Annotated in this window: 16 protein-coding genes and 1 tRNA gene; 7 read left to right on the forward strand and 10 right to left on the reverse strand. The window is 70.6% G+C overall.

The window, feature by feature from the left end; all coding sequences use genetic code 11:
- The first annotated feature begins 51 nt into the window (after positions 1 to 51).
- Positions 52 to 1,605: an MFS transporter gene (locus M1203_RS25840; protein ID WP_249952191.1), complete on the forward strand. Its 1,554-nt coding sequence runs from the start codon at positions 52 to 54 to the stop codon at positions 1,603 to 1,605.
- A 59-nt stretch (positions 1,606 to 1,664) separates the two neighbouring features.
- Here M1203_RS25840 and M1203_RS25845 read toward each other — a convergent pair whose 3' ends face one another.
- A complete protein-coding gene (locus tag M1203_RS25845) occupies positions 1,665 to 2,144 on the reverse strand; it encodes a GNAT family N-acetyltransferase (protein WP_249952192.1) in 480 nt (159 codons plus the stop codon).
- Between the two features lie 73 nt (positions 2,145 to 2,217).
- The gene (locus M1203_RS25850) at positions 2,218 to 3,144 is read right to left on the reverse strand and encodes an aminoglycoside phosphotransferase family protein (protein WP_249952193.1); all 927 of its coding nucleotides are present in this window, start codon (positions 3,142 to 3,144) and stop codon (positions 2,218 to 2,220) included.
- Between M1203_RS25850 and M1203_RS25855 the strand changes: the two genes are divergently transcribed.
- On the forward strand, positions 3,143 to 3,856 hold the full coding sequence (locus tag M1203_RS25855; protein ID WP_249952194.1) for a rhomboid-like protein: 714 nt from the start codon (positions 3,143 to 3,145) through the stop codon (positions 3,854 to 3,856). The two genes, M1203_RS25850 and M1203_RS25855, sit on opposite strands and share 2 nt — an antisense overlap.
- Positions 3,853 to 5,256, forward strand: a complete 1,404-nt coding sequence (locus tag M1203_RS25860) for an FAD-binding oxidoreductase (RefSeq protein ID WP_249952195.1) — start codon at positions 3,853 to 3,855, stop codon at positions 5,254 to 5,256. The genes M1203_RS25855 and M1203_RS25860 overlap by 4 nt, the downstream gene beginning before the upstream one ends.
- Positions 5,257 to 5,311: 55 nt before the next feature.
- On the opposite strand, the gene M1203_RS25865 is transcribed toward M1203_RS25860, so the two are convergent.
- Positions 5,312 to 5,385: transfer RNA gene (locus M1203_RS25865), tRNA-Thr, on the reverse strand.
- 204 nt (positions 5,386 to 5,589) lie between these two features.
- Here M1203_RS25865 and M1203_RS25870 point away from each other — a divergent pair.
- The 3 genes from M1203_RS25870 (at position 5,590) to M1203_RS25880 (ending at position 8,205) form a co-directional block, all read left to right on the forward strand.
- Entirely contained in the window at positions 5,590 to 6,714 is a 1,125-nt protein-coding gene (locus M1203_RS25870) for an ABC transporter ATP-binding protein (RefSeq protein WP_249952196.1), read from the forward strand.
- A 273-nt stretch (positions 6,715 to 6,987) separates the two neighbouring features.
- Complete coding sequence (locus M1203_RS25875) at positions 6,988 to 7,410, forward strand: hypothetical protein (RefSeq protein ID WP_249952197.1); 423 nt, start codon at positions 6,988 to 6,990, stop codon at positions 7,408 to 7,410.
- Positions 7,411 to 7,461: 51 nt separating this feature from the next.
- A complete protein-coding gene (locus M1203_RS25880) occupies positions 7,462 to 8,205 on the forward strand; it encodes a nucleotidyltransferase family protein (protein WP_249952198.1) in 744 nt (247 codons plus the stop codon).
- A gap of 202 nt (positions 8,206 to 8,407) precedes the next feature.
- On the opposite strand, the gene M1203_RS25885 is transcribed toward M1203_RS25880, so the two are convergent.
- The 7 genes from M1203_RS25885 to M1203_RS25915 form a co-directional block, all read right to left on the reverse strand.
- A complete protein-coding gene (locus M1203_RS25885) occupies positions 8,408 to 10,246 on the reverse strand; it encodes a DoxX family protein (RefSeq protein ID WP_249952199.1) in 1,839 nt (612 codons plus the stop codon).
- Positions 10,247 to 10,350: 104 nt separating this feature from the next.
- Positions 10,351 to 11,301 (reverse strand): 23S rRNA (guanosine(2251)-2'-O)-methyltransferase RlmB, encoded by a 951-nt coding sequence (rlmB, locus tag M1203_RS25890; protein ID WP_249952200.1) that lies wholly within the window; start codon positions 11,299 to 11,301, stop codon positions 10,351 to 10,353.
- A 159-nt stretch (positions 11,302 to 11,460) separates the two neighbouring features.
- Positions 11,461 to 12,861: a cysteine--tRNA ligase gene (gene cysS / locus M1203_RS25895; protein WP_249952201.1), complete on the reverse strand. Its 1,401-nt coding sequence runs from the start codon at positions 12,859 to 12,861 to the stop codon at positions 11,461 to 11,463.
- A gap of 93 nt (positions 12,862 to 12,954) precedes the next feature.
- A complete protein-coding gene (locus M1203_RS25900) occupies positions 12,955 to 13,359 on the reverse strand; it encodes a PPOX class F420-dependent oxidoreductase (protein ID WP_249952202.1) in 405 nt (134 codons plus the stop codon).
- A 187-nt stretch (positions 13,360 to 13,546) separates the two neighbouring features.
- A complete protein-coding gene (gene ispF, locus M1203_RS25905) occupies positions 13,547 to 14,068 on the reverse strand; it encodes a 2-C-methyl-D-erythritol 2,4-cyclodiphosphate synthase (protein WP_249952203.1) in 522 nt (173 codons plus the stop codon).
- On the reverse strand, positions 14,058 to 14,804 hold the full coding sequence (gene ispD / locus M1203_RS25910; protein WP_249952204.1) for a 2-C-methyl-D-erythritol 4-phosphate cytidylyltransferase: 747 nt from the start codon (positions 14,802 to 14,804) through the stop codon (positions 14,058 to 14,060). The genes ispF and ispD overlap by 11 nt, the downstream gene beginning before the upstream one ends.
- 342 nt (positions 14,805 to 15,146) lie before the next feature.
- Positions 15,147 to 15,629, reverse strand: a complete 483-nt coding sequence (locus M1203_RS25915) for a CarD family transcriptional regulator (RefSeq protein WP_003953493.1) — start codon at positions 15,627 to 15,629, stop codon at positions 15,147 to 15,149.
- A 691-nt stretch (positions 15,630 to 16,320) separates the two neighbouring features.
- Between M1203_RS25915 and M1203_RS25920 the strand changes: the two genes are divergently transcribed.
- Complete coding sequence (locus M1203_RS25920) at positions 16,321 to 17,016, forward strand: DUF461 domain-containing protein (protein WP_249952205.1); 696 nt, start codon at positions 16,321 to 16,323, stop codon at positions 17,014 to 17,016.
- The last annotated feature ends 93 nt before the right edge of the window (positions 17,017 to 17,109 follow it).

Consider the following 17,109-nt stretch of genomic DNA (forward strand, 5'->3'; position numbering starts at 1 on the left):
ACGCAGTCCGGGGGGCGATCCGCCGGAGATTCACCGTGAGGGACGATCTCGATGAGTGACCCGCCCCCGAAACCGGACCCACGACCCCGCCCCGAGCCCGGCGCCGCCGTCGACACCCACCGCTGGTGGGCTCTGGCCGTCATCGCGACGGCCCAGCTCATGGTCGTACTCGACGCCACCATCGTGAACATCGCCCTGCCCTCCGCGCAGCGCGAACTCGGCCTCACCAACGGCAACCGGCAGTGGGTGATCACCGCGTACAGCCTCGCCTTCGGCGGTCTCCTGCTGCTGGGCGGCCGGATCGCCGACCTCGTCGGCCGCAAACGCACCTTCATCGCCGGGCTGATCGGCTTCGCCGCGGCCTCCGCGATCGGCGGCGCGTCCACCGGCCCCGAGATGCTCTTCGCCTCCCGCGCGCTCCAGGGCGTCTTCGCCGCGCTCCTCGCCCCCTCCGCGCTCTCCCTGCTCACCACCAGATTCACCAGTGGCAGCGAGCGCGCCAAGGCGTTCGGGATCTTCAGCGCCATCGCGGGCGCGGGCTCCGCCATCGGTCTGCTCGTCGGCGGCGTCCTCACCGAATTCCTCAGCTGGCGCTGGTGCCTCTACGTCAACGTCCCGATCGCCGTCATCGCCGTCGTCGGCGCGCTCACCCTCCTCAGCGACCGCGCGGGCACCCGGGAGGCCCACCTCGACATCCCCGGCGTCGTCCTCGGCTGCGGCGGGCTCGTCGCCCTCGTCTACGGGCTCAGCGAGGCCGAGGCGCACGGCTGGAGCGCCCCGCTCGTCCTGGGGCCGCTGATCGGCGGGGTCGCGCTCCTCTGCGTCTTCGCCTGGTGGCAGACCCGCAGCCCCGGCCCGCTCCTGCCCCCGCACATCATCCGCGACCGCAACCGCGGCGGCTCGGTGCTCACCATGTGCCTGACGACCATCGGACTGTTCGGGGCGTTCCTGTTCATGACGTACTTCCTGCAGAACATCCTCGGCTACTCACCGCTCAGAACCGGTCTCGCCTTCCTGCCGCTGACCACCGCGATCGTCGTCGGATCCACCCAGATCTCCGCCCGGCTGCTGCCCTACGTACCACCGAGGCTGCTGCTCGGCCCGGGGCTGCTGCTCGCGGCGGGCGGGCTGTACTCACTGACCTTCATCGACACCCATTCCAGCTACCCCACCCACATCCTGCCCGGCACGCTGCTGCTCGGCCTGGGCCTGGGGCTGACCTTCATGCCCGCCATCTCCACCGCCACCACCGGCGTCGCGCCGAAGGACGCCGGGGTCGGCTCCGCCACCGTCAACACGGCTCAGCAGATCGGCGGATCCATCGGTACGGCTCTGCTCAACACCCTCGCGACGACCGCCACCGCGACCTACCTGGCGACCCATCTCACCTCGGCGGAACGGCAGGCGGCGCCCAGGGGAGGGCTCACACCGGCGCAGAAGGCCGACATCGTCAACACCGGCACCGTGCACGGCTTCACCGTCGCCATGGCCTGGGCGGCCATCATTCTGGTGGGCGCCGCGGTGATCGCCGTACTGCTCGTCAACGGCGGTTCGCCGCGCAGCCGGGAGGCCGCCGCCGAGGCGGCGCGAGCGCGGACCGCCTGACCGCGCCCCACGCCCCGAGACCCGCGGCCCGCGCCCCGCGCCCGTACGTCCACAGGGCCTTATCGGGACGGCGCCCCCAGCTCGCCGAGCGCCCCGTCCGTCAGCCGGAACACTGTCCACTCGTCCTGCGGCACCGCGCCCAGCGACCGGTAGAACGCGATCGACGGCTCGTTCCAGTCCAGGACCGACCACTCCAGCCGCTCATAACCGCGCTCCACACAGATCCGCGCCAGTTCCGTCAGCAGCGCCTTGCCGTGCCCACCACCGCGCCGCTCAGGACGTACGTACAGATCCTCCAGGTAGATGCCGCGCACGCCACGCCACGTCGAGAAATTGAGGAACCAGAGCGCGAACCCGACCGGCTCCCCGTCCTCCGTCTCCGCGATATGCGCGTACGCGGCGGGCCGCTCCCCGAACAGCGCCTCGCGCAACTGCTCCTCGGTGGCGCGCGCCTCGTCCAGGGCCTTCTCATACTCCGCCAGCTCACGGATCATCGCGCGGATCACCGGAACGTCAGCGGGTGTGGCAGTACGAATCACGACCCCAGACTCCCCTGTCGCCCCGCCACCGCGCCAGCGGCGACCGCTGGCGCACGAGCAGCGACCGCTACCTCTACCGCGCGAGCAGCGACCGCGCGATCGACACCTGCTCCGGATTCAGCGCGCGCTCCCCGTCCGCGATGTCCCACAAGCTGTTCTGGAGCACCCGCCCCAACGTCCACGCCCGCGCCCGCTCCCGGTCGAGCCCCAGCACCTCCGTCATCAGATCGAAGCGCCACACCGTCTCCGCCGCGTCGAACCGGTTGTCGAGAGCCGGCATCAGATCGAACCCCGGATCGCCCGCCAGCGGCTTCGGATCGATCGCCAGCCACGGCTCCCGCGCGTCGGCGGGGTGCGAGGCCAGCACGTTCTCGTAGTGCAGATCCCAATGCAGCAACCGGTCCCCGGGCTCGTCCACCACCTCGCGCACCGCCGCCGCGCAATCCCGCAGCAGCCTCCGCTCGGCCTCCTCAGGCAGCGACCGCGACAGCACCGGCACGTCGTCGAGCATGCGCGCGGCGACCTCCCCCAGGCCACGCATCCCCGCCGGCGCGGGCACCGCCGTCAGCCGCGCCAGCAGCTCCGCGATGACCCGGACCGCCTCACGCGAGTCCACCCCGTTCAGATCCCGGGTGTCGAGCCGCTCCAGCAGCAGCGTGCCGGTCTCGTCGTCGTACCCCAGCAGCCGCACCGCGCCGTCGCCGCCCCACACCCGCAGCGCCACCGGCTCCCCGGCCGACTCCTCGTCCAGGTGCTGGAGCTTCAGCACGGCGGGCGTACCGTCCGCCCGCTCCACCGGCAGCACCAGCGCGCACATGCCGTACATCGAAGGGCCGGTACGGCGCAGCTCCCACCGCTCCAGGAAATCCGCCGCCCGGCCCGGCAGCGCCGCGATGAAGGCGCGGCCCGTCTCGCCCAGGATCTTCGACTGTGTTTCCACCAACTCCGCCGGAATGTCAATCACGTCATCGATCCTAGGGGCATGGGTGAATCGGCCCATGCGCCGTTTCCTGCCCCCGGCCCTCCCCACGGCCCGCCCCCGAGCCCGGCGCCGGCCCCGGGCCCTCGCCCGGCCCCTCGCCCGCCGCGCGGCCCGCGCCGGAACCGACTGGATCACGAGCGCCCCCGGCACCTACCTCTGGCTGGCGGCCCTCTTCGTCACCACCGTCGCCCTCCACCGCATGTCACCGGAGCTCGAAGAAGACGTCCTGCGCCAGAGCTCCACCAACATCCATGAGCTGTCCACCGACCCGGTCCGCGTGCTCATCGTCAGCGCCTTCTGGATCGGCGGCGGCGCGTGGGCCCCGTACGCCGTGCTCTACACCGCCTTCCACGCCCCGGCGGAACACTGGCTCGGCACCACACGCTGGCTCGCCGTCGTCGCCCTCGCGCACATCGGCGCCACACTGATCAGCGAAGGCGTCCTGGGCTGGGCCATCCGCCACGGCCACGCCCCGCAGTCCGCCCTCAACACGCTCGACGTCGGCGTCAGCTACGCACTCGCCGGCGTCATCGCCGTCCTGACCTACCGCGTCCCCAAACCCTGGCATCTGCCCTACCTCGGCGCCGTCCTCATCTACTTCGGCACCCCCCTGATCGCCGCCCGCGGCTTCACCGACCTCGGCCACTTCGCCGCCGTCCTGATCGGCCTCGCCTGCTACCCGCTCACCCTGGACAGGCATACGGACAGCGGTGTACGAACACCCTCATGACCAGCGCGAACAACGGCGGCATCTCCTTCTGGTACGCGAAGGACGGCATACCCGCCCCCCGCGAACCACTCCCCGGCGACGCCACCGCCGACATCTGCATCGTCGGCGGCGGGTACACCGGCCTGTGGACGGCGTACTACCTCAAGAAAGCCGTACCGTTCCTCAACATCACCGTGCTGGAAGGCAAGTTCTGTGGCTACGGAGCCTCCGGACGCAACGGCGGCTGGCTCTACAACGGCGTCGCGGGCCGCGACCGCTACGCCAAACTCCACGGCCACGAGTCCGCCGTACGCCTCCAGAAGGCCATGAACGACACCGTCGCCGAGGTCATACGCGTCGCCGACGAGGAGAAGATCGACGCCGACATCCACCGGGGCGGCGTCCTCGAAGTCGCCCGCACCCCCGCCCAGCTCACCCGCCTCAAGGAATTCCACGCCACCGAGATCGCCTTCGGCGAGACCGACCGCACCCTCCACGGCGCCCGCGAAACCGCCGAACGTGTCCGGGTCACCCAAGCCGTCGGCTCCAGCTGGACCCCGCACGGCGCCCGACTGCACCCCGCCAAACTGGTCAAGGGCCTCGCCGAGGCCGTCGAAGCACTCGGCGTCACGATCCACGAATCGACGCCCGTCACCGAAATCAAGCCGAAGCACGCCATCACCCCGTACGGCACCGTCCGCGCGCCCTACATCCTGCGCTGCACCGAAGGCTTCACCGCCACCCTCAAGGGCACCCGCCGCGCCTGGCTCCCGATGAACTCCTCGATGATCGCCACCGAACCGCTCCCCACCGAGATCTGGGACACCCTCGGCTGGGACGGCCGCGAAACCCTCGGCGACATGGCCCACACCTACATGTACGCGCAACGCACCGCCGACGACCGCATCGCCCTCGGCGGCCGCGGCTACCCGTACCGCTACGGCTCCAAGGCAGCCCGCCTCGGCCACCCCTCCGGCACCGACCCCGCCACGATCGAGGCCCTGCGCGCCATCCTCGTCGACTTCTTCCCCACCACCGCGGGCATCCGCGTCGACCACGCCTGGTCCGGCGTCCTCGGCGTCCCCCGCGACTGGTGCGCCACCGTCACCCTCGACCGCACCACCGGCCTGGGCTGGGCCGGCGGCTACGTGGGCTCCGGCGTGGCCACCACCAACCTCGCGGCCCGCACCCTCCGCGACCTGATCCAACAGGACTCCGGCCAGTCGGGCCCCACGGACCTGACCACGCTCCCCTGGGTCAACCACAAGGTCCGCAACTGGGAACCGGAACCCTTCCGCTGGCTCGGCGTCCACGGCATGTACGCGGCCTACCGCACGGCGGACCGCAAGGAGACGACGTCCCCGACCCCGCGATCCCACACCCTGGCCCGCGCGGCGAACCGAGTCTCGGGCCGCCACTGACCGAGCACGGGCAAGAGAAAAGCCCAGGCCGGTGGAGATGACCTGGGCTTCGCGGAGCCCCCTGTCGGATTCGAACCGACGACCTACGCATTACAAGTGCGTTGCTCTGGCCAACTGAGCTAAGGAGGCGTGCCCGAGCAGTGTAACCGGCTTCGATCACCGCTCCGCCAGAAATTTCGTTCGTGCAGGACTACTGACAGATCAGTAATGGACAGGTACCGTCACCTCAAGTTCACCCAGGTGGACTAGACCCATCCTCCGCCCCCCGGCGGAGGACCCACTCCTTTACTCGGATCGTCCGGCACGTTCCTGCCGGTGAGGGGACACATCGCCATGGCAACTGTCTCGTTCGACAAGGCAACCCGCGTGTACCCGGGTTCCACCAAGCCCGCTGTCGACCAGCTGGAGATCGAGATCGAGGATGGCGAGTTCCTCGTCCTCGTCGGTCCGTCCGGCTGCGGCAAGTCGACCTCCCTGCGCATGCTCGCGGGTCTTGAGGACGTCAACGGCGGCGCCATCCGTATCGGTGACCGCGATGTCACGCATCTGCCGCCGAAGGACCGGGACATCGCCATGGTGTTCCAGAACTACGCGCTGTACCCGCACATGTCCGTCGCCGACAACATGGGCTTCGCGCTCAAGATCGCCGGTGTGAACAAGGCGGAGATCCGCAAGAAGGTCGAAGAGGCCGCGAAGATCCTCGACCTCACCGAGTACCTCGACCGCAAGCCGAAGGCGCTCTCCGGTGGTCAGCGGCAGCGTGTCGCGATGGGGCGCGCCATTGTGCGTGAGCCGCAGGTGTTCCTCATGGACGAGCCGCTGTCGAACCTCGACGCCAAGCTCCGTGTCTCCACTCGTACGCAGATCGCGTCGCTCCAGCGCCGCCTCGGCATCACGACGGTGTACGTGACCCACGACCAGGTCGAGGCCATGACCATGGGCGACCGGGTGGCGGTTCTCAAGGACGGTCTGCTTCAGCAGGTCGACTCGCCGCGCAACATGTACGACCGCCCCAACAACCTCTTCGTCGCCGGCTTCATCGGCTCCCCTGCCATGAACCTGGTCGAGGTGCCGATCACCGACGGTGGTGTGAAGTTCGGCAACAGCGTCGTGCCGGTCTCCCGTGACGCGCTCGCCGCCGCCGCGGACAAGGGTGACAAGACCGTCACGGTCGGTGTCCGTCCCGAGCACTTCGATCTCGCGGAGGAGAGCGGCGCCGGTGGCGCGCTCTCCAAGGACGCTCCGGCCGGTCTGGCCGTGACCGTCAATGTCGTCGAGGAGCTGGGTGCCGACGGTTACGTCTACGGCACCGCCGACCTCGGCAGCGAGAAGAAGGACCTCGTGGTCCGCGTGAACGGCCGTGCCGTACCGGAGAAGGGCGCCAAGCTGCATGTCGTCCCGCGTGCCGGTGAGACGCACGTCTTCTCGACCTCGACCGGCGAGCGCCTGACCGACTAGGACGGCCGGGGCACCGTGTTCACGGGCGGCTGCGGCGCGTACGCCGCGTACGGCTGACGCGCCCGCAGAGCTCCCGGTCCGAACCGGTCCGAGTTCGTCCGCGCGGCCCCGCACTCCGGTGCGGGGCCGCGCGCGTGTGTCGACAAATACCCCGGCAGACCGGCCATTTCGGACAGGGCGCGTCAACACCCCATTCGAAAAGTCCGGTCGAACCATCCCTCACACGAGTGACTAAATGTCGCCAAATCATTACTGACCGCTACGCTCGCCTGCGTGACCCACACAGCCCGCCGTATCGGCCGAACTCTCGCTCTCGTACTGCCCGTCGTCCTGGTGCTCTCCGGGACCCTCGCGGTCGCCCGCGTCCCGTGGGCGGCCAGCACCTCCGAGTCGCAGGTCCTGACCGCCTCTTCGGACACCGCCTCGGTCCGGGCCAAGTCCCGTACGCCCCAGGATATTCTGCGCGACCAGCTCCTCGTGGAGCTTCAGGAGAAGGATCCGGGCATCGCCCTGACGCACCTTCAGCGGCAGGTCGAGGAGCGCCCGTCGCTCGCCAAGCACTGCATGTCGATCGCGCGGGCCCTCGGCCGCGCCGCCGTGGCCTCCTACGGCCCGACGCGCGCGCAGTCCTTCTCGCGTCCCGTGTGCGACACCTCGTTCGCGTACGGCGTCTCCCAGCAGACCGCGGGGAGCTGACCGCGGGGACTGACCGCCGGCGCCCTGTCCGGCCCGCCTATCGTTCACGGCATGCATACGTATCCGACGCAGGCCGTGGTTCTCGCGGGCGGCCAGGGGTCGCGGCTGCGCCCGTACACCGATGACCGGCCCAAGCCGATGGTCGAGATCCCCGGAACAGGGACCCCGATCATCGGCCATCAGCTTTCCTGGCTCGCCGCCGAGGGCGTGACCGATGCCGTCATCTCGTGCGGCCATCTCGCCGAAGTCCTCCAGGAATGGCTGGACTCGGCGGATCTTCCGCTGCGTGTCACCACCGTGGTGGAGCCCGAGCCGCTGGGGCGCGGCGGCGGCCTCAAGTACGCCGCCGCGCGCCTGCCCGCCCCCGATCAGCCGTGGTACGCCACCAATGGCGACATCTGGACGCGTTTCTCGCTGCGCGAGATGGCCGCGTTCCACGCCGAGCGTGACGCGACGGCGACGCTCGCCCTCGCCCGGCCGCGGATCCCGTGGGGGGCCGTCGAGACGGACGAGTTCGGTCATGTCCTCGACTTCATCGAGTCGCCTCCGTCGCCGTATCTGATCAACGCGGGGGTGTATGTGTTCTCCACGGGCTTCGTCGAGTTGCTGCCCGATCGCGGCGACCACGAGCGGACCACCTTCCCCCGGCTGGCGCGGCAGCGGCGGCTGGCGGGCTATCCGCTGCCGAACGGGGCGTACTGGCGGGCCATCGACACCGCGAAGGACCTCACGGAGGCGGCCAAGGAGCTGGCGTCCGGCGGCCCTGGGCGCCCTGCGGGCCCTGTCACGTCCTAAGAGGGCGTCGGGCCCCTTCCCGGGCGGGTCCCGGGCGTCCCGGGGTCCCCGGGAGCCCCGGCGCCCCCGTAGGACGCTGACGGCCTTCCTGAGCGGCTGAGCGACGACTGCGCGACTCCGCGACTGCGCGACGACTGAGGGGCGGCCACCCGCTCGGGTGGCCGCCCCTCAGTTCAGTTCTGTGCTCCTTGCGGTCACGGCGTCAGCCGAGCAGGCCGCCGATCGGATTGCGGTTGCCGCCGCCCGAGGACGAGCCGCCGGTGCCGGATCCCCCGTCGCCGCTGCTGCCGCTCCCGCTGCCTCCGCCGCCTCCGCCGCTTCCGTCGCCGCCCGTACCGCCCGTGGAGGCCGGTCCCTGGCTGCTGGAGGGCGGCGGGGCCTGCTCCGCGGTCCGCGGGGCCTGCTGGACCGTGCCCTGCGTCTGGCTGGGGGGCTGCTGAATCCGTCCCGTGCCCGTCGTGGCGCCGCCGCTCTCGCGGACCTGTCCGTCACTGCCGGGCGCGGTCTGCGGAGCCGTGGGGCTGCCCGAGCGGCTCGCGGACGGCTCGGACGACGCACCGCCCTTGGCGCCGCCGCTGTCGGGCGAACCGGACGCGCTGCTCGGGCCTCCGCCGCGCCTCTGCGGCAGCGGGACGCCCGGCAGTTGATTGACCGGGTCCACATTGGGTCCGGGCACGGTCACCATCTCGGTGGAGCGTACGGCTCCGCCCAGGATCGAGCCGACCAGCAGCGTGAGTCCGATGACGACGGTCGCCACGACCGCGCCCCGGCGCAGCACCCGGCGCCGCAGGTCCCAGAGCTCAGAGCGCGGCCCGAGCCTGCGCCAGGCCTCGCCCGCGAGCCGCCCGTCCACGGAGTAGACCGGGGCGCCCGCGATGATCAGTGGGGACCAGGCGGCGAGGTAGATGATGTCGGGCGCGTCGTACGCCGGGACGGTGCGCCAGCTGACGGTGAGCAGCAGCGCCGCCGAGAGCAGCGCCCCGAAGGAGGCGGCGACCCGCTGCCAGAGGCCGAGCACCGTCAGTACGCCGACCACGATCTGGAGGAAGGCGACGCTGAGGCCCGCGCCGACGGGGTGGGAGAGCGCGAAGTCCCGCAGGGGCTCCGCGAGGGCCCAGGGGTGCAGGGAGTTGAGCCACTTCACCATCGAGCCGCGCTCGCCGCCGTCGAAGTAGACGGGGTCGCAGAGCTTGCCCATGCCGGCGTAGATCGAGATGAAGCCGAGGAAGACGCGGAGCGGGAGCAGCACCACGCCGAGGTTCATCCGGCGGCCAGGGTAGTACGCGTGGCGTACGCCGGCGTCGGTGGCGCGCGCGCCCTCCGTGCCGTGCCGCAGGGAGCGGTCCCGCTCGTCGGGGTCCTGGCCGAGCTCGTACGGCTCGTCCTCGGGCGCTTCGTATCCGCCGCCGTATCCGGCGTCGTAGCCGGAGTCATAGCGGGTGTCGTAGCGGCTGTCGTAGCGGGTGGAGTCGTGGCGCGCGTCGGAGTCGGGCGCCGTGTCGTACGCGCCGACCGCCTGCCGCATGGGCGGCAGCAGTGGTGTGGCGGTGGTACGGGGGGGACCGGCCGGAGCCGGTACGCCCACCCGGGGGCCGCCGACGACGGGTGTCGGTACCGTCGTCTCGCCTTCGGCATCGATCCGCGGGATGACCTGGGTGGCGCCCGCGTCGTACCCCCTTCCGGCTGCTTCGGGCAGACCGGGCGTGTCGCGGTAGGCGCCGCGCGCGGGCAGGGCGGAGGAGTTCCGCACGGCCTGGAGGAGTCCGCTGGCTCCGGGGTCGCCCGGCTCGGACTTTCCGCTCCAGACGACGGGCGCCCTGCGACGCGCCGCTCCACCGCCGCCCCCGCCTCTGACAACGGGGATGCGCGTGGTGTCCGCTGCCGCGGCGCGCGCGCCGCCGGGGCGCTGGGGCGTCGCGAGCTTCACCCGGAAGCTGGCGTGGTTCACGATGACCTGCGCGGGGTCGCAGTCCACTTTGAGCATGCTCAGCGGGGGCTGATCGTCGAACCCGGGCCGGGGCGTTCTGGTGTCCACACTCATCTAACCGAGTGACTTGTGTTTAGGACACTGCCTTGACGCGCGGGAAATGTCCGAGGCCCGTCAAGATCACTACGGCGCCCCGTTCGTGATCGCGCGGGCCGCGCTCAGGACCGGCGGCGCGACGCCTCGTACAGCACCACTCCCGCGGCGACCCCGGCGTTCAGCGACTCGGCGCCGCCGGGCATCGGGATCCGGAGCCGGAAGTCGCAGGTCTCGCCGACCAGCCGGGACAGCCCCTTGCCCTCGCTGCCGACGACGATCACGACGGGACCGCCGAGGGCTTCGACGTCACCGACCTCGGCCTCGCCGTCCGCCGCGAGGCCGACGACGGTCAGGCCCGCCTTCTTGTACGCCTCAAGCGCCCGGGTCAGGTTGGTGCAGCGGGCGACCGGCGTGCGGGCCGCCGTACCGGCCGACGACTTCCAGGCTCCGGCCGTCATCCCGGCGGCGCGGCGCTCCGGTACGACGACACCGTGCCCGCCGAAGGCGGAGACGGAGCGGACGACCGCGCCGAGGTTGCGCGGGTCGGTGACCCCGTCGAGCGCGACGATCAGCGGGTCCTCGCCGTCGTCGAAGGCCGCGGCGGCGAGGTCGTCGGGGTGGGCGTACTCGTACGGCGGGACCTGGAGGACGAGGCCCTGGTGGTTCAGGCCGTTCGTCATCCGGTCCAGCTCGGGCTTGGGGGCCTCCATCAGATGGATGCCGCCGCGGTCGGCCGCGAGCTGGAGCGCCTCGCGGACACGCTCGTCGTTGTCGATGAACTGCTGTACGTAGAGCGTCGAGGCGGGCACGCCGTCGCGCAGCGCCTCGAAGACGGGGTTGCGGCCGACGACCATCTCGCTGGTGCCCTTGCCGCCGCGACGGGCGACCTGACGGCGCGCGGTCTGCTTGGCCTTGGCGTTGGCGACGCGGTTCTGGACATGGCCCTTGCGCGCGGACGCGGGCGGCGTCGGACCCTTGCCCTCCAGCCCGCGGCGTCGCTTGCCACCGCTGCCGACCTGCGCGCCCTTCTTGTTGGACGTGCGGCGGTTCCTGCGCTGGCTGTTCCCGGCCATGACCTACCTGTTTCGTTGCTTCAGAAGTGCTTCAGGGTGCTTCAAGGTGTTTCGTGGGTGCTGCGGAGGTGCTTCGGACGTGCGTGTGCGACGTCAGGTTTCACGCGTCAGCGTACGCAAGTGTGCCGCCCGGAGGACCGGGCGGCACATATGCCCAGGTCAGCGCGGTCCGAGCGTCCAGCGCGGGCCCGACGGGCCGTCCTCGATGACGAGTCCGGTCTGCTGGAGCTGGTCCCGGATGGCGTCGGCGGAGGCCCAGTCCTTGCGGCCGCGCGCCGCCTCGCGCTGTTCCAGTACGAGCCGTACGAGCGTGTCCACGACGCCGTGTAGATCCTCGCCGCGGTCCGTCTCGCCGGCCCAGTGCGGGTCGAGCGGGTCCAGACCGAGGACGCCGAGCATGGCCCGTACCTCGGCGAGCCGGGCGACGGCCGCTTCCTTGTCGTCGGCGGCGAGCGCGGAGTTGCCCTGGCGGACGGTGGTGTGGACGATCGCCAGCGCCTGCGGGACGCCGAGGTCGTCGTCCATGGCCTCGGCGAAGGCGGGCGGCACCTCGTCGGCCGGCTCCACCACTCCCCCGGCCTTCTCCACGACGCGCTGGACGAAGCCCTCGATCCGCGCGAACGCGGACTCGGCCTCGCGCAGGGCCTCCTCGCTGTACTCGATCATCGAGCGGTAGTGCGGGGTGCCGAGGTAGTAGCGCAGCACGATCGGACGCCAGTGCTTGACCATCTCGGAGACCAGCACCGAGTTGCCGAGCGATTTGGACATCTTCTCGCCGCTCATGGTGACCCAGGCGTTGTGCACCCAGTACTTGGCGAACTCGTCGCCGTACGCCTTGGCCTGCGCGATCTCGTTCTCGTGGTGCGGGAAGATCAGGTCGATGCCGCCGCCGTGGATGTCGAAGGCGGTGCCCAGGTACTTGTGGGCCATCGCCGAGCACTCCAGGTGCCAGCCGGGCCTGCCGCGCCCCCAGGGGGTCTCCCAGGACGGCTCGCCGGGCTTGGCGGCCTTCCACATGGCGAAATCCCGCTGGTCGCGCTTGCCGGTCTCGCCCTCTCCCGAGGGCTGGCGCAGATCGTCCAGGTCCTGGTTGGACAGCTCCAGATAGCCGGGGAAGGAGCGGACGTCGAAGTAGACGTTGCCGTCGGCCTCGTACGCGTGACCGCGCTCGATCAGGCCGCGCATCATCTCGATCATCTCGGTGATGTGGCCGGTGGCGCGCGGTTCGTAGGTGGGGGGCAGGCAGCCGAGGATGTCGTACCCCGCGTTGAAGGCGCGCTCGTTCTCGTAGCCGATCGACCACCACGGGCGGCCCTGGGCGGCCGACTTGGTGATGATCTTGTCGTCGATGTCCGTGACGTTGCGGATGAACGTCACGTCGTAGCCGCGGTACTCGAACCAGCGGCGCATGATGTCGAAGTTCAGTCCCGACCTGATGTGCCCGATGTGGGGCGCGGCCTGCACGGTGGCGCCACACAGGTAGATCGAGACACAGCCCGGCGTGAGCGGGGTGAAGTCACGGATCTGCCGGGCACCGGTGTCGTACAGCCGAATAGTCACGCGACAAGGGTAGTGCGCCCGGGGTAGTGCCCCGCGACCCTTTGGGCCGCGGGGACACCGAAGCGTGACAATTGATTCCCCGGCCGGCCGAGGTCAGACGCGGCCGACGACCTTGCGCGGGGTGATACGGACGACAACGCGCTCGGCGTCGTCGCCGGAGGCCGGGTTGAACTCGGCGTACGGCTTGCCGGTGTACTTGAGCGACAGCTCGTTGATCAGTTCCTGGCCGCCCTCGGTGGTGAGGTGCGCGGTGCCGCGGATCTCCGCGTAGGTGTACGGGGCGTCGGCGGGCTGCGCGACGACCGTCACCCGGGGGTCCCGGCGCAGGTTCTGCTCCTTGCGGCGGCCGAGGGTCGTCGAGATGAGCACGTCGTTCCCGTCGCGCTTCACCCAGACCGGCGACACCTGCGGGCTGCCGTCGGGCTGGATGGTGGCGATGTTGACGAAGATCGGCCCGTCGAGGAGTCGCTTGAGGTCTTCGGAGAGTTCGGCTGACATGACTGCCTTCCTGATGCCTGGCACACGGGGGTGAACCGGGAGGGGCGAACGCCGGTTCGCGTACCCGTCGATGCTCCCCCGGCCCACGCCCGCCAACCGGTATTTCAAGCCGGTCGGTCGGCGGGCGTCTTCCGCTGATCGCCGATCGCGACCATCAGCAGCCGTGAGCCGGTCGGCCGTGAGCCGGTCAGCCGTTCCGTACCACCAGCGCCGTGGCGATCGCGGCCAGCCCCTCGCCCCGGCCCGTGAAGCCGAGCCCGTCGGAGGTGGCGGCGGAGATCGCGACCGGCGCGCCGACCGCCGCGGAGAGGACCTTCTGCGCCTCTTCCCGCCGCTTGCCGATCTTCGGCCGGACGCCCACGACCTGTACGGCGACATTGCCGATCGTGAAGCCCCCGGCCCGGACGATCCTGGCGGCCTCCGTGAGGAGGGTGATCCCGGACGCGCCCGACCACTCGGGGCGACCGGTGCCGAAGTGGGCCCCCAGATCCCCGAGGCCGGCGGCGGAGAACAGCGCGTTGCAGGCCGCGTGCGCGACGACGTCCGCGTCGGAGTGGCCGGCGAGTCCGGGGCCCTCGCCCTCCCAGAGCAGGCCCGCGCACCACAGCTCGCGGCCTTCCTCGAAGGCGTGGATGTCGGTGCCGATTCCGACCCGCGGCAGCGCCACGGCCACCGGCGGCCGGTTCTCCGGCCGGTTCTCAGAAGCCATCGTTGGCCCTCCTCCGGGCGAGTACCGCCTCGGCGAGCACCAGATCCAGCGGCCGGGTCACCTTGAACGCCTCCTCGTGTCCCGGTACGACCACCACGGGCGCGCCGAGGCGCTCGACCATACCGGCGCAGTCCGTGGCGCCCTCACCGACCGCCGTCTCGCTCCGATGGGCGCGCTGGAGCGTCTCGCGGTCGAAGCCCTGCGGGGTCTGTACGGCGCGCAGCAGCGCGCGCTCGGGGGTGGCGACGACCGGCTCGGGCTCGCCCTTCTCCCGGGGCTCGACCTGCTTGACGGTGTCCGCGAGCGGCAGCGCGGGCACGACGGCCGGTGCTCCGTCGCGTACGGCCTCGATCACGGCGTCCACGGTGTCGACGGGCACGAGCGGGCGGGCCGCGTCATGGACCAGGACCGCGGTGATGCCGTCGGGGAGGGCTTCGAGACCGAGCCGGACCGACTCCTGGCGGGTGTCACCGCCGGGTACGACGAGATAGTCCGTGCGCTCGGGCAGCGCGTGTTCGTTGAGGAGGTTCTTGACCTCGGGGGCGCCCTCGGGCGGCGCGACCACGACGACGAGCGAGACGGCACGGGACGCGGCCATCGCGCGGACGGCGTGGATCAGCATCGGTGTGCCGCCCAGGGTGCGCAGCGCCTTGGGGGCGCCGGGACCGAGCCGTACGCCCCGGCCTGCGGCGGGGATCACCGCGGCGGTGCGGTGGGGCCTGGCTTCCTCTGACATCGGTTGCACTCCGGCAGGTTTGTTTCCTCGGCCGACATGGGTATGGCCACAGCGTGCCGGGCGCGACGCCTTGACCGGACCCTTCCGTGACACCGGGTCGAGACGTACCGCGCCGGCCGTGAGGCGGGACACGTCGCGACACGACACATGCGTGTCGCGAGTATCACGACAAGTGAATGTGTACGGGGGATGTATACGGAATGTCGGACGGGATGCGGGTATACGGGCATGCCGCAGCGCCCGGCGACGCAGCCTTTTCCTCATAGCTGGTCAGCGGGCACCACGGCATTCAGTGCTAGTGCTTCACTCAGTGCTGCCTAGTGCTTCACTGCGTCAAGATATTCAGGACGCGAGGACCTCGTCGAGCAGAGCCTCGGCCTTGTCTTCATTCGTGTTCTCCGCGAGAGCCAGCTCGCTGACAAGAATCTGCCGCGCCTTGGCGAGCATGCGCTTCTCACCTGCGGAGAGTCCGCGCTCACGTTCCCGGCGCCACAGGTCGCGCACGACTTCGGCGACCTTGATGACATCGCCGGAGGCGAGCTTTTCGAGATTTGCCTTGTAACGACGGGACCAGTTCGTCGGTTCCTCTGCGTACGGTGCCCTGAGCACCTCGAAGACCCGGTCCAGCCCGTCCTGACCGACCACATCGCGCACGCCGACGAACTCCGCATTGTCCGCCGGTACACGCACCGTCAAGTCGCCTTGGGCGACCTTGAGCACCAAGTAGGTCTTGTCCACGCCTTTGATCTGGCGCGTTTCGATGGCCTCGATCAGCGCGGCCCCGTGATGGGGATAGACCACGGTGTCGCCAACCTTGAACGTCATGTGACAGGTACCCCTTCCGTGGCTATCCAGGGTAACACGAGAATGGCATCTTCTGAATGGCGTTTTCGCAGGTCAGGGCGCATCTCGGGGCTTGACAACAGCGCCAGGAACGTGCTGCAAGCGGCTTCCGGAAGGGGGTATTCGCAGGTCGGAGCCGCTGCGCGACCGCACGGAAACGTGCGCGCCCCCCGTCGCGGAACGCCTCCCGAAGTGGCTGAACGTCCCGATTTGTCGGATTCCAAGGGGGGGACTTCCCGTACTCCGTTCGGATGTCGGTCACTCGTACGAGGGGAAGTGCGACGGAAGTACATCGGAAGTACAACGGAAGTACCAGGGATTCTGAATTTGATCACCATGGCCCCTCGGGCGCTATTCGTAAGGAATGTGTGGCGGCCGGAGAAATTGATCACCCGCATTATGTGAACGGCGTGCGAAACACCGCGATCACCTGACCGATCCGGGGTGTGATCAGGGGCGTGATCAGCAGCCTGATCAGGGCGTGATCAACAGGACGAGCCGGTGCGCCGGGCGCGGTCGGGACCGGCCGGAACCCGTCGGGGGCGGGTCGGGTGCGGGGCCGCCGCAACGGCTCGGTAATCTGAGGGCCGCTGACGCTCGTTTAGCCCGAATCTCAGGTTGGTCAGCGCGTCCTCAGCCCCTCCGTCCGTACGTCCTAGGAGTTGCCGCCGCCGTGAGCCGCAGCCTTCGACGCGGCGCCCTCGCCGCTACCGCCCTCGTGTTCTCGCTCGCCACGCTCTCCGCGTGCGGTGCCGGCAACAACGCGCAGACCCTCGGCGTCAGGCCGGACAACGCCGCCACCTCCGTCGACGTCATCACCATCCAGAACGCGACGGTCATCACCCAGCCCGAGGCCGACGCGACGGGCCCGGCGGTCGTGACCGGCACGGTCTTCAACAACGGCGGGAGCGCGCAGACCCTCGACTCGGTCGAACTGCCCGGCACCAACGCGACGGTGAAGCTCTCCCCGGCCAAGGGCTCGGGCCCGGTCACCGTGCCGTCCCACGGCTCCGTCCAGCTCGGTGGCGCGGGCAACGCCTCCGCCGTGATCGAGAACGGCAGCGAGGCCGCCAGGAACGGCGACGCGCAGCAGGTCGTCTTCACGTTCAGCAAGACCGGTGACGTGGGACTGCGGGCCTTCGTCTGGCCGGCGAACAGCTTCTTCAAGGACGTCGGCCCGAGCACGCTGCCGACCACGCCCGGGGCGCCGGCGGGATCTCCGTCGGGCAGCGCGTCGAGCAGCACGTCGGGGACCCCCGCCGGGGGCGCCGAGGGAGAGAGCGGCCAGCCCGGTGGTGGCGGCCTGTCGGAGGCGCCGTCGGGCACGCCGACCGACTCCGCGTCCGCCTCGCACGAGACCACGGGCTGAGACATGACTGTGGCGCCCCGCCCGGAATCCGGGCAGGGCGCCAGGGCCACACGTCAGGGCCACCGGGGCCGGTTCACGGCTCGAACCGGGGCC

Source organism: Streptomyces sp. 35G-GA-8, assembly GCF_023534745.1.
Classification (GTDB): domain Bacteria; phylum Actinomycetota; class Actinomycetes; order Streptomycetales; family Streptomycetaceae; genus Streptomyces.